Consider the following 19,240-nt stretch of genomic DNA (forward strand, 5'->3'; position numbering starts at 1 on the left):
CGCGCGCCCCAGACGAACGCGCGCCCCGCGCCGTCGGGGCTCGCGCCGGTCGCGCACATCGGCAAGGTCTTCTTCACCCTCGGCGGCGTGGACTACGTCTGCTCGGGCAACTCGGTGGTCGCTGCGAACGAGCGCACGGTCTCGACCGCCGCGCACTGCGTCAACGAGGGTCCGGGCGCCTACGCGACGAACTGGGCGTTCGCCCCCGCGTACAACAACGGCGCGACCCCCTACGGCGTCTGGTCGGCGACCGAGCTGCACGCGCCCACCGCGTGGGTGAGCGCCGGCGACATCGACTACGACACCGCGTTCGCCGTGGTGGCGAGCCCCGCGGGCTCGAGCGCGACGCTCGCCGACACCGTCGGCGCGTCCGGGGTGGCCTTCAACCAGGCGCGCGGCCTCGGCTACACCGCCTACGGCTACCCCGCGGCCCGGCCCTTCAACGGGCAGACGCTGCAGTCGTGCACCGGCACGGCGACGGCCGACACGATCGGCGGCACGCAGTCGCAGGGCATCCCGTGCGACATGACGGGCGGCTCATCCGGCGGCCCCTGGTTCATCGGCTCGGGCCCGAACGGCATGCAGAACTCGGTGAACAGCTTCGGCTACCGCTCCGTCTCGAACGTGATGTTCGGGCCGTACTGGGGCAGCGTCATCCAGTCGACGTACCAGGCCGCGCAGAGCTGATCGGCGCGCGCTGATCCCCGGCGCCGTCGGGCGGGCTGCTCCCGCCCGGCGGCGCCGCCTCGGCCTGTCGGCGTCGCTCGATAGGGTGGGGTGTACGCCAACCCGTCGGAGGGAAGCCCCATGCCAGGAATCGTCATCGTCGGCGCCCAGTGGGGCGACGAGGGCAAGGGGAAGGCGACCGATCTGCTCGGCGGCCGCACCGACTATGTGGTGAAGTTCAACGGCGGCAACAACGCCGGGCACACCGTCGTCGTCGGCAACCAGAAGTACGCGCTGCACCTGCTGCCCTCGGGCATCCTCACCCCGGGGGTCACGCCCGTCATCGGCAACGGGGTCGTGATCGACCTCGAGGTGCTCTTCCACGAGCTCGAGGCGCTCGCGGCGCGCGATGTCGACGTGTCGAAGCTGCGCGTGTCGGCGAACGCGCACATCATCACCGACTACCACCGCACGCTCGACAAGGTGACCGAGCGCTTCCTCGGCAAGCGCTCGATCGGCACGACCGGCCGCGGCATCGGGCCCGCGTACGCCGACAAGATCAACCGCATCGGCATCCGCGTGCAGGACCTCTTCGACGAGTCGATCCTGCGCCAGAAGATCGAGGGCGCCCTCGACGCCAAGAACCACATGCTCACGAAGGTCTACAACCGCCGCGCGGTCACGTGCGACGAGATCTTCGACGACCTGACCTCCTACGTCGAGCGGCTGCGGCCGATGGTCGCCGACACGGGCCTCGAGCTCTCGCAGGCGCTCGACGCCGGCAAGACCGTCGTGTTCGAGGCGGGCCAGGCCACGATGCTCGACATCGACCACGGCACGTACCCGTTCGTCACCTCCTCGACCGCGACGGCCGCGGGCGCGGCGTCGGGCTCCGGGGTCGCCCCGTCGCGCCTCGACCGCGTGATCGGCATCGTCAAGGCCTACACGACGCGCGTCGGCGCCGGCCCGTTCCCCACCGAGCTGTTCGACGAGTGGGGCGAGCTGCTGCGCAGCAACGGATTCGAGTTCGGCACCACGACCGGGCGCCCCCGCCGCTGCGGCTGGAACGACACCGTGCTCACCCGCTACGCCTCGCGCATCAACGGCCTCACCGACATCGTGCTGACGAAGCTCGACGTGCTGACCGGCATCGAGTCGATCCCCGTGTGCGTCGCGTACGACGTCGACGGCGAGCGGTTCGACGAGCTGCCCGTCTCGCAGTCCGACTTCCACCACGCGAAGCCGATCTACGAGGAGCTGCCCGGCTGGAGCGAGGACATCTCGGGCGCCCGCTCCTTCGAGGACCTGCCCGCGAACGCCCAGGCCTACGTGCGCTTCCTCGAGGAGCGCTCCGGCAGCCGCATCTCGGCGATCGGCGTGGGCGCCGACCGCGACGCGATCATCCAGGTGCACGACCTCATCGACTGACGCCGGCGCGCTCAGCCGGCCGCAGCGGCTTCGTGCTCGAAACCGATGAGCCAGCGGATGCCGAAGCGGTCGACGACCTGACCGTCGCTCGCGCCCCACGGTCGCTCCTGCAGCGGGTCGAGCACCGTGCCGCCCTCGCTCAGCGCGGCGAACCAGCGCGCGAGCGTGTCCGGCTCGGCGGTGCCGAGCAGCGCGAGGCTGATCCCGGTCATCCTCACGGGCTCGTCGTCGCCGACGGCGTCCGCGCCGAACAGGGTCACCGGGCCGTCGAGGACGCCGTGACCGATCGCATCCGCCGGGCCGTCGTCGCGGCCCATGTCCGCGAGCGTGTGGAGCTCGAGCTCGCCGCCGAACACGCGGTGGTAGGAGCTGAGGGCCTCGCGGGCGCTGCCGGGGAACCAGATGTAGTTCGTCATCGCGGTCATGGTGCTGCCTCTCGTGGGTGCGGACGCGAGTCGGGATGCGCGGGGCTGCGCGGTGCGGGTCGGCTCGATGCGAGCCGGCTCAGTGGCGGTGCTCGGATGCGACGACGGGCGTCGCGCCGGGTCGGCTCCACTGCGGCGTCGGGCGGCCGTCGGTGCTCCAGGCCGTGAAGGTGGGCGACTGGGGCCAGCCCGCGGGCGAGTCCTCCCACTCCTCGCCGCGGCCGTACACGGCCATGTCCGCGAGCCCCATCGAGCTCATCATCGCCTCGACGCCGCGGCCGGTGATCCAGTACGTCGCGAAGATGCGGTCGCCCCGCCGCAGCAGCGCGACGAACGCGCCCTCGGTCGCGGGGCCGAGGAGCGGGTCGTCGACCCCGCGGTTCGAGTACCACGGATGCGTGTACCCCATGAAGGCGCGGAACGGGGCGAGCTCGCTCCACGGCCCCTTGCTCAGCACCGCGAACGAGATGCCCCGCGCGTTCAGGTACGAGGCGTCGTGCACGTCCCAGATCGTCGCGGTGCAGCCCTCGCACTGACCCTCGATCGGCTCCCCGTCGTGCCACATGTGCTTGTAGACGATCAGCTGCGGTCGGCCCTCGAACAGCGCATGGAGCCGGGTCTCGCCGTGCTCGCCGATCAGCGCGACGTCGGGCACCTCGGTCATCGGCAGGCGGCGTCGTGCGGCGGCGATCGCGTCGCCCTCGCGCGTGTGCGCCTTCTCGCGGTCGAGGAGCGCCTCCCGCGCACGCAGCCACGAGCCGCGGTCCACGATCGGAGGAGCGGCGGCCGACTCGTCATCGAGCGTCATGCGCCGATGTTAACAGCGTTCACATCGGCGCGGTAGGCCGAATCGTCAGACGACGGCGAGCGGCTGCGTGCTCGTGCCGACCCTGGCCGGAGGGGCGACGAGCCCGTCGCGGCCGAGCTGCACGATCCGCGCCACGGCCGCGATCAGGAGCGCCACGAGCAGGGCGTTGCGGACCGACAGCAGCATCACGGCGAACCACTCGAGGCGCACGAGCGGCATGTAGAAGATCGGGAACACGAGGGTCGTCAGCAGCGAAGTCACGAGCAGGAGCGCCGTCATCCGCCGCCACCAGGCGGTCGGCCGGAGCATCGCGACGGCGGCGACGGGGAGCAGCCACAGCAGGTACTGCGGCGAGCCGACCTTGTTGAAGACGATCGACGCCGCGACGAGCGCGAAGGCGCCGACGAGGAGCAGGTCGTGAACATCGGCGCCGCGCCGGCGGGCCCACAGCAGCAGCACGCAGATGGCCGCGACGCCCGCGAGGAGGAGCGGCGTGGAGAGGAGGATCGCGCCGCCGTCGAGGGGACCGACGACCTCTCGGGTCGCGAGGGCCCGGTTCTGGTACACGCGCGCGCCGAGCACGTCGAGCGCGGCGAGCCACACCCAGGGGGTGGCGATGGGCGCCTCGAGCTGGAGGGCACGATCGGTCTGCGTCGTGAGGAAGCTCAGCAGGTGCGGCAGGCCGCCGTTCGCCGCGCTGACCGCGGCCGTCGCGACGGTGACGCCGAGACCGGCGAGCACGACGAGCCATCGCTCGCGATGCACCGCGACGACGGCGCCGATCACCATCGCCGGCCACACCTTGATCCAGGTGGCGACCGCGAGCAGCGTGCCTGCGACGAGCGGCCGGCGGGAGAGCCACACGAGTCCGACGATCACGAGCGGGCCGGTGATGCCCTCGAGCCGCAGGAGCGCCACGGGGCTCAGCAGCAGGAAGCCGAGCATGAACGTGTAGGCGGCGAGCATGCCGCGCCGGCTGCGGCCGCCCTCGCTCAGCACCCACACGGCCCACCAGTTCAGGGCGGCCGTCATGAGGAACCACAGCAGCTGGTACAGCGCGGCGCCGAGCAGGTTGCTGCCGCCGATCGGCAGCCACGCGAGGAGCGGGTAGACCCAGTCGGCGTCGATGCCCACGATCGGGCCGCCCTCGAACGCCTCCATGGCCCACTCGCGGTAGAGCGGCAGGTCGCCGACCGTGCCGCCCGCGAGGATCACCGGCAGGAGCGCGAGCAGCGACGCGCCGTGCAGCAGCGCGAAGCTGCGGACGAGCCACCGCTTCGTGAGCATGCGGTCGGCGACGTCCGCCGCCTGGGCGCGGCGCCTGACCTGCGTGGCGACCGCCGTGCGATCGGCGTCCGGGTACTCAGCCAAGCGCCCGCCTCCTCTGCTCCCGGTGTGCCGCGTCAGCGTACGTGTCGATCCTGTGAAGGTGCCGGTCAGATGACGCCGAGCGCCAGCATGGCGTCGGCGACCCGGTTGAAGCCGGCGATGTTGGCGCCCGCGACGTAGTCTCCGGGACGACCGTACTCCTCGGCCGTCTCGGCGCAGCGGTCGTGGATGCCCTGCATGATCTCGCGCAGGCGCTCGTCGGTGTGCTCGAACGACCACGAGTCGCGCGAGGCGTTCTGCTGCATCTCGAGCGCGCTCGTCGCGACGCCGCCCGCGTTGACCGCCTTGCCGGGAGCGAACGCGATGCCCGCTCCGGCGAACACCCGCGCGGCCGACTGGGTCGCGGGCATGTTCGCGCCCTCGCCGACGACCGTGCAGCCGTTCTTGACGAGCGTGACCGCATCGGCCTCGTCGAGCTCGTTCTGCGTCGCGCACGGCACCGCGATGTCGCACGGCACCGACCAGATGGAGCCGTTCGGCGAGAACGTCGCGTGCGGCCGCTGCTGCACGTACTCCTCGATGCGGCCGCGCCGCACCTCCTTGATCTCCTTCAGCAGCTCGAGGTCGATGCCCCGCTCGTCGACGACGAACCCCGAGGAGTCGCTGCACGCGACGACCGTGCCGCCGAGGTGCTGCACCTTCTCGATCGCGTAGATCGCGACGTTGCCCGAGCCCGACACGACGACGCGCTTGCCGTCGAAGCTCTCGCCCCGCGCGCGCAGCACCTCGTCGAGGAAGTAGATCGTGCCGTAGCCCGTGGCCTCCTTGCGCACCTGGGAGCCGCCCCACGTGATGCCCTTGCCGGTGAGCACGCCCGACTCGTACGCGTTCGTGAGCCGCTTGTACTGGCCGAACATGAAGCCGAGCTCGCGGCCGCCGACGCCGATGTCGCCCGCCGGCACGTCGGTGTACTGGCCGATGTGGGTGCGCAGCTCGGTCATGAACGACTGGCAGAAGCGCATGATCTCCATGTCGGACTTGCCCTTGGGGTCGAAGTCGCTGCCGCCCTTGCCGCCGCCGATCGGCAGGCCGGTGAGGGAGTTCTTGAAGATCTGCTCGAAGCCGAGGAACTTGATGATGCCGAGGTAGACGCTCGGGTGGAAGCGCAGCCCGCCCTTGTAGGGGCCGAGGGCGGAGTTGAACTGCACGCGGAAGCCCCGGTTGATCTGCACGACGCCCGCGTCGTCGATCCACGGCACGCGGAAGATGATCTGCCGCTCCGGCTCGACGATGCGGCTGAGGATCTGCGCGTCGACGTAGTCGGGCCGCTTCGCCACGACCGGCCCGAGGCTCTCGAGCACCTCGAACACCGCCTGGTGGAACTCCGCCTCACCGGGGTTGCGGTGCAGCACGTTCTCGTAGACGGGCGCGAGGTGGGGGTGCAGCTGCGTCAAACGAGGCCTCCAGGGGTATCAGACAACCGGTCGATTCTACCGCAGCGCCACGCCGGGCGCCCGGCCGGGCTCGGCGGGCTCACCCGCCCGAGCGCATCACGCCCGCGAGCCCGGCATCCGGCCGCCGCCCCGTCAGCAGTCGCAGCGCCTCGAGCCCCATGCCGCGGGCGGATGCGTTGGCGGCCGCGAGGTGCAGGGCGTCGAGCACGTGCGCGGGCGCCGGGGTCCAGTCGAGCCCGGCCGCATCGGCGATGTCGAGCCCGTGCACGGTGAGCTCGAACACGCGCGTGCGCAGGTACTCGCCGAGCCGCATCGCGAGCGCCGGGTCGCCGCCGATCGCGACGAGCCGATCGTCGCCGGCTGCCCGGGCTGCAGCGACGGCCGCCGCGCCCATCGTCCGGATCGCGCTCGCCGGGTCGTCGCCGAGCGCGGCCCCCGCGGCTCTGCCGCGCTGCAGGATCGCCTGGTCGTCGCCCCGCTGGCGCAGCACGACCTCGAGGTACTCGGCGGCCGAGCCGACGGTCGCGGCACGCGGCTCGGGCTGCGCCAGGTAGTCGGTCACGGTCGTGAGCGCGCGCGACGTGTGGCCGATGAGCTCGCGGAGCGTCCAGTCGCCGAGTCCCGGTCCGTCGAGGCGCTCCGTCGGCACCCGCGCGACGAGCGCCGCGAGCTCCGCTGCCGCGTCGGCGAAGCGCACGCCCATGCGCGCATGCTGGCACGCCGGGGTCGCCGGGGCAACGGCACGGCCATGATGGTGACGTGAGCATCCTCGACCCGGTCGTCCTGACGCATCCGCTCGTCACCCTCGAGCCGCTCGCGCATGCGCACGCCCCCGCGCTCGCCGAAGCGGCGTCCGAGGGCGAGCTGTGGCGCCGCGCGTGGTACACGAGCGTGCCCGAGCCGGATGCGGTGGGCGACGAGATCGACCGCCGCCTCGCGCTGCACGACGCCGGCTCGATGGTGCCGTGGGCCGTGGTGGTCGACGGGCGGGCGGTCGGCATGACGACCTACATGCACATCGAGGCGGAGACGCCGCGGCTCGAGATCGGCTCGACGTGGATGGCGGTGTCGGCGCAGGGGTCGGGCGTGAACCCGGCGATGAAGCTCATGATGCTCGAGCGCGCGTTCGACGAGCTCGCGTGCGTCGCGGTGGAGTTCCGCACGCACTGGCACAACCGGCAGTCGCGCGACGCGATCGAGCGGCTCGGCGCGAAGCTCGACGGGGTGCTGCGCAGCCACCAGGTCTACAAGGGCACGCTGCGCGACACCGTCGTCTACTCGATCGTCGCGTCGGAGTGGCCCGCGGTGCGGCGGGGGCTCGAGGCGCGGCTCGAGGCGCGGCACGGCTGACCGCACGGCCGTGTTCGCGGCGCACTCCCCGAGATCGCGGAGCCGCGCCCGCTAGCCTCCGGGGCACGCGTCTCGTCCGTGGCGCCGAGAGGATCGCATGACCCGCACCGAGCGCCCGCCGAGGCTGACCTCCGCCGAGCGGACGACGCGTGGGCTGCTCGCCCCTGCGCTGCTCGTCGCGGCGTGGGCCCTCCTCGGCGCGCTCGTGGGACTGCTGCTCGCGCAGCTCGCGCCGCCCACGTCGAGCCTCGGCTGGATCGCGCTCGCGGCGGTCGCGCCGGTCGTCGCGCTCGCGCTGCTCACGGGGCTGCGCCATGTCGTGCTGCTCGTCGCCGCTCGTCGCGCGGTGCCGAGCGGGCCTACCGGAAGGGACGGGAACGCGGGCGAGCGCGTGGCGCTGCTCTACCCGGTGTCGGATGACTTCCGCGCGGACGTCGTCCGCCGCAGCGCGGCGCAGTCGCACCCGGGCACCCGCACCGTCGTGCTCGACGACTCGTCCGCGGCGGCGACTCGCGCGCGCATCGACGCCCTTGTCGCGGAGGGCGGCATCGAGCTGCACCGGCGCGCGGTGCGCGAGGGTGCGAAGGCAGGCAACCTCAACTCGTGGCTCGAGGGGCACGGCCACGAGGTGGATCGCGTCGTCGTGCTCGACGCCGACCAGGAGATCCCGACCGACTTCGTCGAGGGCGCGCTCGCCCGCTTCGCGACCCACCCCGACGCCGCGGTCGTGCAGGGCGCGATCGACACGCGCCGCAGCGGGTCGCCGTTCGTGCGCGACTTCGGAGGGCTCTTCGCGCGCCACGCCGCCGTGCAGCTCGCCGGCCGGGAGGCGCTCGGCGTGAGCGTCTTCTGCGGCCGCGGCGCGATGCTCGACGTCGCCGCCCTCCGCGAGGTCGGCTGGTTCCCCGAGCTCGTGATGGAGGACACCGCGCTCTCGGTCGAGCTCGCGCGGCGCGGCCACCGCGTGGTCGCGGCGCCCGAGCTCCGCTCGGTCGAGGACGCTCCCGTCGACCACGCCGCGTTCGCGGTGCAGTTCGGCAAGTTCGTCGAGGGCGCCGTGCAGCTGCTCGCGCGCCGCAGCCGGAGCCTGCTCGACGCGCGCCTCCCGTGGCTGCGCCGCGCCGACCTCGTGCTCGACCTGCTCGTGCCGGTGCTCGCCGCCATCCTGCCGCTCGTGCTGTTCGCGTACTCGCTCGTCGCTGCGGCGACCGCCGCCGAGGCGTTCCCCTGGCAGCTCGGGCTCGTCCTCGGCGCCCTCGGCCTCGCGCCGCTCGCCCCGGAGGCGGCGCACCGCGTGCGCTCGACGGGGCTGGCGGCGGGGCTCGGGTTCACCGTGCGGGCGGCCATGCTCTACGCATCCGTCTCCGTGGTCGCCGCGCGGGCGGTCCTCGTGGTGCTGGTCTCGGGGCGCGCGCGCTTCCACGTCACGCCGAAGGCCGGTGCCGCCGATGGTGCCGTGGCGGTCGTGCAGCGCCGGGGGCTCGAGATCGCGGTCGCGGCCGCCGCGACGGCCGTCGCGGGCGTCGCCGTGGAGCGGCCGGACGCCGCGCTGCCGTTCGTCGCGATCGCGGCCGCGGGGCTCGCCTTCGGCTGGCGCGACGCTCGCGAGCTGCAGCCGGTGCGCGCGGGTGTCGGGGCCGGAGGGCATGCGCGCTCGAATTAGGCTGGAGGCATGACCGCCCCCGAGGAGCAGCTGCTGCGACTGCGACGCTCGATCGACAACGTCGACGCGGTGCTGATCCACACGCTCGCAGAGCGCTTCAAGCTCACGCAGGCGGTCGGGGAGCTGAAGGCCGCGCACGCGATGCCGCCGTCCGACCCTGCGCGTGAGGCCACGCAGATCGCGCGGCTCCGGCGGCTCGCCGAGGAGGCGGACCTCGATCCCGAGTTCGCGGAGAAGTTCTTGAACTTCGTGATCGCCGAGGTCATCCACCACCACGAGCGGATCGCGGGCGAGGGCTGACCCAGGCCGGCTGCGAGCCCTGAGGCTACCGACCGGCCTCTGCGGCGGCCGCGATGTCGTCGAGGTCCTGCTGCATCGCGCGGCGGGCGGCGGCGAGGCCGAGCCTGCTCGTGAGCCGGGCGGCGAGGCGCTGCACCCACGACGGGGAGACGTACGTGCCCGAGAACCGCATCCGCAGGAGCGTCGCGGCGGCGCCGCCGACCGCCGGCAGGGGCTCGAGCTCGAACTCGGTGCGGTAGCGCATGCCGGGCACCTCGGCCGCGATCGTGGTGGAGCGGCCCGGGTCGATCCCGACCACCTCCATCTCCTCCGTCGCCTCCCGCCCGAGCATGGTGCGCGTCTCGCGCCAGCGGGTGCCGATCGCGTACCCGGCCCCGGCGAGCCGCTCGATGCGGGTCACGCCCGAGAGCACCGCCTCGGAGCCCTCGACGTCCGTGAGCACGCGCCACACCGCATCCGTCGGCGCGTCGATCGACCGCTCGAGCACGAGCGACAGGTCGCTCATGATGCCGGCGGCCAGAGGCCGATGACGAGGGCCATCGCGGTGACCACGAGCAGCTCGTTGAGGATCGTGTGGCCGGCGACCTTGAGGCCGCGCGGGTCGAACGCGTCATGCACGAGCACCCGGGCGGCGGTGAAGCCGATGCAGAGGATCCAGCCGGTCACGAGCGCGTTCAGCAGGAAGCTGCCGCCGTAGAACTCCTGCGAGATCCAGGTGGCGCCCGCGAGCACCCACGCCGTGACGAACGCGCAGACGATGAGCATCGGGTAGACCCAGGGCTTCGGGCCGCCGGAGACGCTCTCGGGCGTGTGGCCGACGGCCTTCATCCACGAGCTGCCGGCCACCTTCGGCTGGTAGTAGACGAAGCCGACGAGCATCGCCGCGACGGTCGCGAGCAGCACGGCCCAGATGTTGACGGCGGGAACGGTGAGCTCCATGGTCGAAGCATAGGCGCGCCGCGCCCGAGCGTGCTCAACCGGTTCTGTGGTCGGCGGACGCGATTATCGCGCCGGCCGACCACAGAACCGGTCGAGATTCAGGCGAAGCGGGCGAGGGGGGCGCGGTTCGCGGCGCGCAGCTCGTCGAGGGGGATGGTCGCGACATCCTGGATCTCGATCGCGCCGCTCTGGGCGTCGGTGACGCCGATGCGCAGCACCGGCACCCCGCGCGCCTCGCACATGCCGGTGAACTTGACCTCGTCCTCGCGGGCGACCGCGACGATCGCGCGAGCGCCCGACTCGGAGAACAGCGCCGCGGTCTCGTCGATGCCGTCGCGCTCCATGAGGCCCGAGAGCCAGATGCGCGCGCCGATGCCGAAGCGCAGCGCGCCCTCGACGACGGCCGCGCCGAGGCCGCCCTCCGAGAGGTCGTGCGCGGCGGTCGCGAGGCCGTCGAGCGCGACGCCCTGCATGAGGCCGGCGAGCTCGCGCTCCGCGGCGAGGTCGACGCGCGGCGGCAGGCCGCCGAGGTGCCCGTGGACGGTGCCCGCCCACGCCGAGCCGTCGAGCTCGTCGCGCGTCGTGCCGAGGAGGAAGAGCGCCTGGCCGTCGTCCTGCCACCCGGAGGGGAGGCGCCGGTCGACGTCGTCGATGATGCCGAGCACGCCCACGACGGGCGTCGGGTGGATCTGCGTCTCGCCGGTCTGGTTGTAGAACGACACGTTGCCGCCGGTCACGGGGATGCCGAGCTCGACGCAGCCGTCGGCGAGGCCGTCGACCGCCTCGGCGAACTGCCACATGACCGCGGGGATCTCCGGGTTGCCGAAGTTGAGGCAGTCGCTCACGCCGACCGGCGTCGCGCCCGTGACGGCGACGTTGCGGTAGGCCTCGGCGAGCGCGGCCTTCGCGCCCTCGCGCGGGTCGAGCTGGCAGTAGCGGCCGTTCGCGTCGACGGCGACCGAGAAGCCGAGGCCCGACTCCTCGTCGATGCGCACCATGCCGGCGTCGTCGGGCGTCGACAGCGCGGTGTTGCCGAGCACGTAGTCGTCGTACTGGTCGGTGATCCACGAGGCGTCGGCGAGGTTGGGGGAGCCGACGAGCGCGCGCAGCTGCTCGCCGAGCTCGCCGCCGGTCGCGCGCGGCAGCGCGGCCGCGCTGTCGGCCTGCAGCGCGTCCTGCCACTCCGGACGCGTCATCGGGCGGTCGTAGACGGGGGAGTCGATCGCGACGGTCTTCGGGTCGACGTCGACGATGACCTCGCCCGAGTGGGTGATCACGAGGCGGCCGTCGCCGGTCACCTCGCCGAGCACGCTCGTCTCGACGTCCCACTTCGTCGTGATGGCGAGGAACTCGTCGAGCTTGTCGGGGCTCACGACCGCCATCATGCGCTCCTGCGACTCCGACATGAGGATCTCCTCGGCCGTGAGCGTCGGGTCGCGCAGCAGCACGTGGTCGAGCTCGACGCGCATGCCGGAGCCGCCGTTCGCGGCGAGCTCGCTCGTGGCGCACGAGATGCCCGCGGCGCCGAGGTCCTGGATGCCCTCGACGACGCCCGCGGCGTAGAGCTCGAGGCAGCACTCGATGAGCACCTTCTCGGCGAAGGGGTCGCCGACCTGCACTGCGGGGCGCTTCGCGGGGCCCTCGTCGTCGAACGACTCGGAGGCGAGGATCGACGCGCCGCCGATGCCGTCACCGCCCGTGCGGGCGCCGAACAGCACGACCTTGTTGCCCGCGCCGGTCGCGTTCGCGAGGTGCAGGTCCTCGTGGCGCAGCACGCCCACCGCGAGCGCGTTCACGAGCGGGTTGCCCTGGTAGACCCCGTCGAAGACGGTCTCGCCGCCGATGTTCGGCAGGCCGAGGCAGTTGCCGTAGAACGAGATGCCGCCCACGACGCCGTGCACGACCCGCGCGGTGTCGGGGTGGTCGATGTCGCCGAACCGCAGCGCATCCATCACCGCGACCGGCCGCGCGCCCATCGAGATGATGTCGCGCACGATGCCGCCGACGCCCGTCGCCGCGCCCTGGAACGGCTCGACGAACGAGGGGTGGTTGTGCGACTCGATCTTGAACGTGACGGCCCAGCCCTCGCCCGCGTCGATGACGCCCGCGTTCTGGCCCATGCCGACCATGAGGCGCTCCTGCATCTCGGGCGTGACCTTCCGCCCGAACGTGCGCAGGTGCTGCTTCGACGACTTGTACGAGCAGTGCTCGCTCCACATCACCGAGTACATCGCGAGCTCGGCGCTCGTGGGGCGGCGCCCGAGGATCTCGCGGATGCGCTCGTACTCGTCGGGCTTGAGGCCGAGCGCCGCGAACGGCTGCTCGCGCTCGGGCGTCGCTGCGGCGACCTCGACGGTGTCACGGGTGGTGCGGGGTGCGCTCACGGCTCTCCTCGGCGTGGATCCCTCGGGAGGGGCTCTGCTCGGCGGTCCCTCGATCCTATCGAGGGGGCGGATGCGCCGACCACGTCGGGCGTCGGGGGCCGGGCTGGGCGGCGGCCCCGACGCGCCCGGCCGCCCCGGACCTCGTGCCGGTGCCGAAGGCGCCGCTGACCGGGCCGTCTGAGGCGCTGTCATGGAGGCGCATAGGCGGCGTTCACCTTCCGTCGTTTGCGTCGAGAGCGGTCGCCACCCGGCGGCCGAGGCACGACCGAAGCGAACAACCGAGGAGATGCCATGACCAAGAACCGCAACCGCGCACTGTCCGGAGGCGCCGCCGCGCTCATCGCAGCGGGCGCCATGAGCCTGAGCGTCGTCGCCCCCGCGACGGCAGCGCCCGAGGACGCGCCGATCCTCGCCGACGACAGCGCCACGACGGCCGACTCCGCGATCACGATCGACGTGCTCGCGAACGACGCCGCGCCGGAGGGCGCGACGCTCGACGCGTCGACCCTCGCGCTCGTCGATGAGAGCGGCGCGTCGGTGCCCGCGATCCAGAGCGAGCTCGGCACCTGGACGGTGGCCGACGGCCAGCTGGCGTTCGCGCCCGCCGAGGGCGCCGAGGGCGTCGCTGAGGTCACGTACACCGTGACGACCTCGGCCGGCGCCACCGCGACCGGCACGGTGACGGTCACGATCGAGCCGGCGCCCGTCGAGCCCGAGCCGACCGAGCCCGCGCCGGTGGAGCCCGAGCCGACCGAGCCCGCGCCGGTCGAGCCCGAGCCGACCGAGCCTGCGCCGGTCGAGCCGGCTCCGGAGCAGCCCGAGCCCGTCGAGCCCGAGCCGACCGAGCCCGCGCTCGACGTCGAGGACGACAAGGTCGCGCACGTCTTCAGCGCCGAGTCGCCCGAGGCGACGATCGACGTGCTCGCCAACGATGAGGTCGAGGGCGATGTCGAGCTCGACCCCGCGAGCCTCGCGCTCGTGGGCGATGAGGGCGAGCCGGTGCCGGCGCTCGAGACGGAGCAGGGCACGTGGTCGGTCGTCGACGGCCAGGTCGTCTTCGCCGCCGCCGAGGGCTTCGTCGGCAAGGCCGTCGCCGAGTACACCGTCGCGACGGCCGACGGCGAGACCGCGACGGCCGAGGTCCGCGTCGACGCGACGTGGGCGGCGCCGGAGCCCGACATCGCGCTCGCGGACGACGCCGTCGAGGTGCCGCGCCACGAGGACGCCACGGTCGACGTGCTGGCCAACGACGTGGTGGAGGGCGTCACCCTCGACTCCGAGACGCTCCAGCTCATCGGCGAGGACGGCCAGCCGGCCGACGAGGTCACCACCTCGGCGGGCACCTGGTCGGTCGTCGACGGCGAGGTGCGCTTCGACGCCCACCCGAGCCACCGCGGGGGCGCGTCCATCTCGTACGTCGTGCAGACGGCGGGCGGCACGGCGGGAGCGACGCTCACCGTCGAGGTCGACCAGCACCAGGCGAAGGCGCAGCGCTGACGACTGCAGCGACGAGCCGCGGGGGCGGGGCGACGGCCTCGCCCCCGCGGCGCGCTCCAGGTTCAGCTGCGGGTCACGCGAACCACTCGGACGGCGGGCCCGCGCTCAGCAGCACCGCGAACACGATCCCGACGGCGACGAGCGCGATCGCGCCGAGCAGCAGCGGGTGCGTGATGCCCCAGCGGAAGGCGCGGTCGATCCAGCGGTCGTCGCGCGGGTCGCCGTCCGGCTCGGTGCGCCAGCCGCCATCGAGGGCCCCGCGCCGCTCGAGCCGGCGCTCCCACGGGATGGTCGCGTAGGGCACCACCGCGGTGAGCACGCCGATCGCGACGGTGGCGAGCCCCCAGCGCTGGTTGTGGCCGACGACGAGCTGCATCGCCGCGTAGGAGAGGAAGACGAAGCCGTGGATCGGGCCGGCGATCGGCACGAGCGCGTCGAGCTGGAACCCGTACTTCGCGATCATCGCGACGATGAGCAGGGTCCAGGTGACCGCCTCCGCGATCGCCAGGGAGCGGTAGAGGCGCTTCGGCGTGGGGCCCGTCGTGGTCGCGGTGGCTGCGCTCATGTAGGCAGTCTACACCTCTCGATGCGCGGGCGCCTGCGGCGCCGCTGCTCGACGACCGGGTGGGCCCGCGGCCGGCTACGCCGCGACGGCCTCGAGGGCCGACTTGAAGATGTCGAGGCCGTCGAGGCCGGCCTTCATCCGCGTCGTCGTGGGGCCGAAGCCGAGCTCGACGGCGTGCTCGGGGTGCGGCATGAGCCCCACGACGTTGCCCGCCGCGTTCGCGAGCCCCGCGATCGCGTCGATGGAGCCGTTCGGGTCCTCGCCCAGGTAGCGGAAGACGACGAGGCCGTCGTCCTCGATGCGCTTGACCTCGTCGGGCGTCGCCACGAACCGACCCTCGCCGTTCTTGAGCGGGATGACGATCTCCTGACCCGGCTCGAAGCGGTTCGTCCATGCGGTCGACGTGCGCTCGACGCGCAGGCGCTGGTCGCGGCGCACGAACAGGCCCGTCGCGTTCCGTACGAGCCCGCCCGGCAGCAGCCGCGCCTCCGTCAGCATCTGGAAGCCGTTGCAGATGCCGAGCACCGGCATGCCGCGCTCGGCCGCCTCGACGACCTCGGTCATGATCGGGGAGCGCGCGGCGATCGCGCCGCAGCGCAGGTAGTCGCCGTACGAGAAGCCGCCCGGCAGCACGAGCGCGTCGACGCCGTGCAGGTCGTGCTCGCCGTGCCACAGCGCGACCGGCTCGTGCCCGGCGAGCCGCACGGCCCGCTGCGCGTCGCGGTCGTCGAGCGTGCCGGGGAAGGTGATGACGCCGACCCTCATCGGCCGGCCTCGTCCTGCACCCGGACGCCCACGACATCCTCGATCACCGTGTTCGCGAGCACCTCGTCGGCGACCGCGCGCACCTCGCTGAGCAGCGCATCCGTCACCTCGCCCTCGACGGTGATCTCGAAGCGCTTGCCGACGCGCACATCGGCGACGGCCTCGTGCCCGAGCCGCGCGAGGGCCCGGCTGACCGCCTTGCCCTGGGGGTCGAGGATCTCGGCCTTCGGCATGACGTCGACGACGATGACGGCCATGGGTCTCCCTAGCGGTGGCGGCGGGTGGGGGTGCGGCTCCATTCTACGGATGCGGCGCGTGCGGCGGTCGGACCGGCGGATTCTCGGGTGAACCTGGGGGAGCCGGGGCTATCGTGCAGCCATGACGTTCAGGGGCGATGCCAACTTCGACACCTCGACGGTGAGCCGCGGCGGAGGCGGCGGGCCGGGCGGCGGCGCGATCGCGATCGGCGGCGGCGGCATCATCACGGTGATCCTCGTGCTCGTGTCGATGTTCTTCGGCATCGACCTCACGGGCCTCTCGCCCCAGCAGCCCATCGACCCGTCGAGCCAGTCGCAGGGCGAGGAGGTCACGGGCTGCACGGGCGAGGCGGCGAACGACCCCGCGAACGTGACGTGCCGCATGGAGGGCGGGGCCGACTCGCTGTCGAGCTTCTGGGAGGCGACGTTCGCGGCGAACAGCCTCGAGTACCGCGACCCGAGCGTGCAGCTGTTCGACCGGCAGGTGCAGACCGGCTGCGGCGCGGCGACGAGCGCCGTCGGCCCCTTCTACTGCCCGCCGGACGAGCGCATCTACATCGACACCACCTTCTTCCAGCAGATGCGCGACCAGTTCGGCGCGTCGGGCGGGTCGCTCGCGCAGCTCTACGTGCTCGCGCACGAGTGGGGCCACCACATCCAGAACGTCACGGGCGACCTGCAGCGCGTGCAGCAGGGTGACACCGGCCCGCAGTCCTCCGGCGTGCGCTCCGAGCTGCAGGCCGACTGCTACGCGGGCGCGTGGATCGCCGGTGCGTCGCAGACGGCCGACGACGACGGCGGCGCGCCGGTGCTCGAGGCGCCGACGCAGCAGGAGATGAACGACGCGCTCAACGCGGCGCAGACCATCGGCGACGACCGGCTGCAGCAGATGGGCGGCGGCGGGGTCAACCCCGAGAGCTGGACGCACGGGTCGAGCGAGCAGCGGATGCGTTGGCTCTCGACCGGCTACAACGAGGGGGTCGGCAGCTGCAACACGTGGCAGGCGCCCGAGGTCTGACGCCCCGCGCCGTGCGCGCGGAGGCTCAGGCGGCGGAGGTCAGCCGCTCGAGCAGCTCGCGGTAGCGCGCGGCGGTGCGCTCGACGACATCGGCGGGCAGCCTCGGCGGCACGCCCTCGCCGTCCCAGTGCTCGGCGAGCCAGTCGCGCACGATCTGCTTGTCGAACGACTCGACGCGGCCCGCGGCGAGCGCCTCGGCGTCCCAGTAGCGCGACGAGTCGGGCGTGAGCACCTCGTCCGCGAGCACGAGCTCGCCCGTCACCCGGTCGCGGCCGAACTCGAACTTCGTGTCGGCGAGCACGAGCCCCGCCTCCTCGGCGATCGCGGCGCCCATCGCGTAGACGCCGAGGCTCATGTCGCGGATCGCCGCGGCGTCGGCCGCCCCGACGAGCTCGACGGTGCGCTCGAACGACACGTTCTCGTCGTGCTCGCCCTGCGGCGCCTTCCACGCGGGCGTGTAGATCGGCTCGGGCAGCGCATCGCCGTCCTCGAGCCCCTCCGGCAGCGCGACTCCTGAGATGGAGCCGAGCCGCTGGTACTCCTTGAGGCCCGAGCCGGTCACGCGGCCGCGCACGACGCACTCGACGGGGAGCATGTCGAGCGTGCGCACGAGCATCGCGCGGTCCCGCAGGGCTTCCGGCGTCCGCGCATCCGCGTCGGGCGCGAGCTGCGAGGGGAGCCCGAGCCGCTCGGTCCACCAGCGGGTGAGCCGGGTGAGCAGCGCGCCCTTGCCGGGGATCGCGGGCTCGAGCACGTGGTCGAAGGCCGAGACGCGGTCGGACGCGACCATGAGCATCTCGGGCGCCGACTCGAGCAGCGCGCCCTCGCGCACGTAGAGGTCGCGCACCTTGCCGCTGTAGGCGAGGCGCCAGCCCGCGGGCACCGAGGGCTCCTGCTCGGCCGGCGCCGGGCGCTCCGCGGCGGCGCTCATGCCCGCGCGGCGATGTCGGTGCGCGCCTGCCCGCCCTCGAGCGAGATGCGCGCGAGCCCCGCGTACGCGCGCTCGCGCGCCTCGGCGAGCGTCGCCCCGGTGCCGACGACGTTGAGCACGCGCCCGCCCGTGGCGGTGAGGCCGTGCTCGCCGGCCCCGGTCGCGGCGTGCAGCACGCGCACGCCCTCGAGGCGCGCGGCGTCCTCGACGCCGTGGATCCGCCGGCCGGTCATCGGGTCGCCGGGGTAGCCCTCGCTCGCGAGCACGACCGCCACCGCCGCCGAGTCGCGCCACACCAGTGGCGCGGCGGACGCGAGCGTGCCGTTCGCGGCCGCGAGCAGCGCATCCGCGAGCCCCGACTCGATGCGCGGCAGCACCACCTGCGTCTCGGGGTCGCCGAAGCGCGCGTTGAACTCGATGACCCGCACGCCCGAGTCGGTCACGATGAGGCCGCAGTACAGCAGGCCGCGGAACGGCGTGCCCGTGAGCGCCATCTGGCGGATCGTCGGCTTCGCGACCGTCTCGACCACCTCGTCGACGAACGCCTGCTCGCTGCCGTAGCGGTCGGCGAGCCACGGCAGCGGGGAGTACGCGCCCATGCCGCCCGTGTTGGGGCCGGTGTCGCCGTCGCCGAGCCGCTTGAAGTCCTGCGCGGGCGCCAGGGGCACGACCGCCTCGCCGTCGGTGAGCACGAACAGGCTCACCTCGGGCCCCTCGAGGTACTCCTCGATGAGCAGCGGCCCGTCCGGGAGGAACGCCTCGGCGTGCGCCTCGGCCGCCGTGCGGTCGTCGGTCACGATCACACCCTTGCCGGCGGCGAGGCCGTCGGCCTTCAGCACCCACGGGGGCGCGGATGCGTCGAGCGCTGCCCGCACCTCGTCGAGCGTCGTGGCCGTGGTGTCGGAGCCCGTCGGCACCCCGGCGCGCGCCATGACGTCCTTCGCGAACGACTTCGAGCCCTCGATGCGCGCGGCGGCCTTCGTCGGGCCGAACACGGGCACCCGGGCGCGCTCGAGCGCGTCGGCGACGCCGGCGACGAGCGGCGCCTCCGGGCCGATGACGACGAGGTCGAAGCCGCCGCCGACCGCGAGCTCCGCGACGAGCTCGGGGCTCTTGATGTCGAGGCGCACGGTCTCGACCTCCGCCGCGATGCCGGCGTTGCCGGGCGCGGCCGTGATCTCGTGGCCGCCCTCCGCGAGGAGTGCCGCGATGATGGCGTGCTCGCGCGCGCCGCTGCCGAGAACGAGGATCCGCACCCTGCCATTCTACGAACGTCGCGGGCGGGCGGCGCCGCCGGGCTTCTCGCGGCGCCGGTGCCGCCCGCCCGCGTGCCGCGACTAGCCTGACGGGGTGGCGCGGCGCATCCCCGATCTCGACGGCACGGCGGCCGTCTCGGCGGCGCTGCTGCCGGACGCCGCGCGCGCCGACCGCGCGCTCGCGGTGCGCTACACGCTGCAGTGC

At 73.3% G+C, this 19,240-nt stretch carries 20 protein-coding genes; 7 read left to right on the forward strand and 13 right to left on the reverse strand.

The genetic code is table 11. The annotated features are described in order from the left end of the window. A partial coding sequence (locus NWP09_RS05505) for a serine protease (RefSeq protein WP_369010418.1) occupies positions 1 to 687 on the forward strand: 687 nt, incomplete at its 5' end. A 120-nt stretch (positions 688 to 807) separates the two neighbouring features. Continuing rightward, positions 808 to 2,094, forward strand: a complete 1,287-nt coding sequence (locus tag NWP09_RS05510) for an adenylosuccinate synthase (protein WP_258274533.1) — start codon at positions 808 to 810, stop codon at positions 2,092 to 2,094. 11 nt (positions 2,095 to 2,105) lie between these two features. Here the strand turns inward: NWP09_RS05510 and NWP09_RS05515 are convergent, their stop codons facing one another. From NWP09_RS05515 to NWP09_RS05535, 5 genes are all read right to left on the reverse strand, one after another. Beyond that, entirely contained in the window at positions 2,106 to 2,519 is a 414-nt protein-coding gene (locus NWP09_RS05515; RefSeq protein WP_258274534.1) for a VOC family protein, read from the reverse strand. Positions 2,520 to 2,598: 79 nt separating this feature from the next. After that, positions 2,599 to 3,327: a DUF899 domain-containing protein gene (locus NWP09_RS05520; protein ID WP_258274535.1), complete on the reverse strand. Its 729-nt coding sequence runs from the start codon at positions 3,325 to 3,327 to the stop codon at positions 2,599 to 2,601. Between the two features lie 45 nt (positions 3,328 to 3,372). Continuing rightward, positions 3,373 to 4,698, reverse strand: a complete 1,326-nt coding sequence (locus NWP09_RS05525; protein ID WP_258274536.1) for a glycosyltransferase 87 family protein — start codon at positions 4,696 to 4,698, stop codon at positions 3,373 to 3,375. A gap of 65 nt (positions 4,699 to 4,763) precedes the next feature. After that, positions 4,764 to 6,110 (reverse strand): NADP-specific glutamate dehydrogenase, encoded by a 1,347-nt coding sequence (gene gdhA, locus NWP09_RS05530; RefSeq protein ID WP_258274537.1) that lies wholly within the window; start codon positions 6,108 to 6,110, stop codon positions 4,764 to 4,766. Between the two features lie 79 nt (positions 6,111 to 6,189). Beyond that, on the reverse strand, positions 6,190 to 6,813 hold the full coding sequence (locus NWP09_RS05535; protein ID WP_258274538.1) for a maleylpyruvate isomerase N-terminal domain-containing protein: 624 nt from the start codon (positions 6,811 to 6,813) through the stop codon (positions 6,190 to 6,192). Positions 6,814 to 6,869: 56 nt separating this feature from the next. On the opposite strand from NWP09_RS05535, the gene NWP09_RS05540 reads away from it, so the two are divergent. The 3 genes from NWP09_RS05540 (at position 6,870) to NWP09_RS05550 (ending at position 9,423) form a co-directional block, all read left to right on the forward strand. Next, positions 6,870 to 7,460, forward strand: coding sequence for a GNAT family N-acetyltransferase (locus tag NWP09_RS05540; protein ID WP_258274539.1), 591 nt, complete (start codon positions 6,870 to 6,872; stop codon positions 7,458 to 7,460). 97 nt (positions 7,461 to 7,557) lie between these two features. After that, positions 7,558 to 9,123 (forward strand): glycosyltransferase family 2 protein, encoded by a 1,566-nt coding sequence (locus NWP09_RS05545; RefSeq protein ID WP_258274540.1) that lies wholly within the window; start codon positions 7,558 to 7,560, stop codon positions 9,121 to 9,123. Between the two features lie 9 nt (positions 9,124 to 9,132). Continuing rightward, positions 9,133 to 9,423, forward strand: a complete 291-nt coding sequence (locus tag NWP09_RS05550; protein WP_258274541.1) for a chorismate mutase — start codon at positions 9,133 to 9,135, stop codon at positions 9,421 to 9,423. Positions 9,424 to 9,448: 25 nt separating this feature from the next. On the opposite strand, the gene NWP09_RS05555 is transcribed toward NWP09_RS05550, so the two are convergent. The 3 genes from NWP09_RS05555 to purL form a co-directional block, all read right to left on the reverse strand. After that, positions 9,449 to 9,928, reverse strand: coding sequence for an SRPBCC family protein (locus NWP09_RS05555; protein ID WP_258274542.1), 480 nt, complete (start codon positions 9,926 to 9,928; stop codon positions 9,449 to 9,451). Then, positions 9,925 to 10,362 (reverse strand): DUF1761 domain-containing protein, encoded by a 438-nt coding sequence (locus tag NWP09_RS05560; protein ID WP_258274543.1) that lies wholly within the window; start codon positions 10,360 to 10,362, stop codon positions 9,925 to 9,927. Before NWP09_RS05560 ends, NWP09_RS05555 begins: the two co-directional genes overlap by 4 nt. 98 nt (positions 10,363 to 10,460) lie before the next feature. Next, positions 10,461 to 12,746 (reverse strand): phosphoribosylformylglycinamidine synthase subunit PurL, encoded by a 2,286-nt coding sequence (gene purL, locus NWP09_RS05565; protein WP_258274544.1) that lies wholly within the window; start codon positions 12,744 to 12,746, stop codon positions 10,461 to 10,463. A gap of 291 nt (positions 12,747 to 13,037) precedes the next feature. On the opposite strand from purL, the gene NWP09_RS05570 reads away from it, so the two are divergent. Beyond that, positions 13,038 to 14,243, forward strand: a complete 1,206-nt coding sequence (locus tag NWP09_RS05570) for an Ig-like domain-containing protein (RefSeq protein WP_258274545.1) — start codon at positions 13,038 to 13,040, stop codon at positions 14,241 to 14,243. A gap of 73 nt (positions 14,244 to 14,316) precedes the next feature. Here the strand turns inward: NWP09_RS05570 and NWP09_RS05575 are convergent, their stop codons facing one another. The 3 genes from NWP09_RS05575 to purS form a co-directional block, all read right to left on the reverse strand. Then, positions 14,317 to 14,808, reverse strand: a complete 492-nt coding sequence (locus NWP09_RS05575; RefSeq protein WP_258274546.1) for a DUF3817 domain-containing protein — start codon at positions 14,806 to 14,808, stop codon at positions 14,317 to 14,319. 75 nt (positions 14,809 to 14,883) lie between these two features. After that, positions 14,884 to 15,573 (reverse strand): phosphoribosylformylglycinamidine synthase subunit PurQ, encoded by a 690-nt coding sequence (gene purQ / locus NWP09_RS05580; RefSeq protein ID WP_258274547.1) that lies wholly within the window; start codon positions 15,571 to 15,573, stop codon positions 14,884 to 14,886. Continuing rightward, positions 15,570 to 15,830 carry a phosphoribosylformylglycinamidine synthase subunit PurS gene (gene purS / locus NWP09_RS05585; RefSeq protein WP_258274548.1) on the reverse strand — a complete coding sequence of 87 codons (261 nt, stop codon included), beginning with the start codon at positions 15,828 to 15,830 and terminating at the stop codon, positions 15,570 to 15,572. The genes purQ and purS overlap by 4 nt, the downstream gene beginning before the upstream one ends. Positions 15,831 to 15,951: 121 nt before the next feature. Between purS and NWP09_RS05590 the strand changes: the two genes are divergently transcribed. Further along, positions 15,952 to 16,848 carry a neutral zinc metallopeptidase gene (locus NWP09_RS05590; protein ID WP_258274549.1) on the forward strand — a complete coding sequence of 299 codons (897 nt, stop codon included), beginning with the start codon at positions 15,952 to 15,954 and terminating at the stop codon, positions 16,846 to 16,848. A 25-nt stretch (positions 16,849 to 16,873) separates the two neighbouring features. Here NWP09_RS05590 and NWP09_RS05595 read toward each other — a convergent pair whose 3' ends face one another. Next, complete coding sequence (locus NWP09_RS05595) at positions 16,874 to 17,779, reverse strand: phosphoribosylaminoimidazolesuccinocarboxamide synthase (RefSeq protein WP_258274550.1); 906 nt, start codon at positions 17,777 to 17,779, stop codon at positions 16,874 to 16,876. Further along, positions 17,776 to 19,035: a phosphoribosylamine--glycine ligase gene (purD, locus tag NWP09_RS05600; protein ID WP_258274551.1), complete on the reverse strand. Its 1,260-nt coding sequence runs from the start codon at positions 19,033 to 19,035 to the stop codon at positions 17,776 to 17,778. Before purD ends, NWP09_RS05595 begins: the two co-directional genes overlap by 4 nt. Between the last annotated feature and the right edge of the window lie 205 nt (positions 19,036 to 19,240).

The organism is Agrococcus sp. HG114, assembly GCF_024723325.1.
GTDB lineage: Bacteria > Actinomycetota > Actinomycetes > Actinomycetales > Microbacteriaceae > Agrococcus.

Bases quoted from the DNA above. Each gene is read 5' to 3' on its own strand.
- NWP09_RS05510 (WP_258274533.1), top strand. From the start codon at position 808: ATGCCAGGAATCGTCATCGTCGGCGCCCAGTGGGGCGACGAGGGCAAG.
- NWP09_RS05515 (WP_258274534.1), bottom strand. From the start codon at position 2,519: ATGACCGCGATGACGAACTACATCTGGTTCCCCGGCAGCGCCCGCGAG.
- NWP09_RS05520 (WP_258274535.1), bottom strand. From the start codon at position 3,327: ATGACGCTCGATGACGAGTCGGCCGCCGCTCCTCCGATCGTGGACCGC.
- NWP09_RS05535 (WP_258274538.1), bottom strand. From the start codon at position 6,813: ATGGGCGTGCGCTTCGCCGACGCGGCAGCGGAGCTCGCGGCGCTCGTC.
- NWP09_RS05545 (WP_258274540.1), top strand. From the start codon at position 7,558: ATGACCCGCACCGAGCGCCCGCCGAGGCTGACCTCCGCCGAGCGGACG.
- NWP09_RS05550 (WP_258274541.1), top strand. From the start codon at position 9,133: ATGACCGCCCCCGAGGAGCAGCTGCTGCGACTGCGACGCTCGATCGAC.
- NWP09_RS05555 (WP_258274542.1), bottom strand. From the start codon at position 9,928: ATGAGCGACCTGTCGCTCGTGCTCGAGCGGTCGATCGACGCGCCGACG.
- NWP09_RS05560 (WP_258274543.1), bottom strand. From the start codon at position 10,362: ATGGAGCTCACCGTTCCCGCCGTCAACATCTGGGCCGTGCTGCTCGCG.
- NWP09_RS05570 (WP_258274545.1), top strand. From the start codon at position 13,038: ATGACCAAGAACCGCAACCGCGCACTGTCCGGAGGCGCCGCCGCGCTC.
- NWP09_RS05575 (WP_258274546.1), bottom strand. From the start codon at position 14,808: ATGAGCGCAGCCACCGCGACCACGACGGGCCCCACGCCGAAGCGCCTC.
- purQ (WP_258274547.1), bottom strand. From the start codon at position 15,573: ATGAGGGTCGGCGTCATCACCTTCCCCGGCACGCTCGACGACCGCGAC.
- purS (WP_258274548.1), bottom strand. From the start codon at position 15,830: ATGGCCGTCATCGTCGTCGACGTCATGCCGAAGGCCGAGATCCTCGAC.
- NWP09_RS05590 (WP_258274549.1), top strand. From the start codon at position 15,952: ATGACGTTCAGGGGCGATGCCAACTTCGACACCTCGACGGTGAGCCGC.
- NWP09_RS05595 (WP_258274550.1), bottom strand. From the start codon at position 17,779: ATGAGCGCCGCCGCGGAGCGCCCGGCGCCGGCCGAGCAGGAGCCCTCG.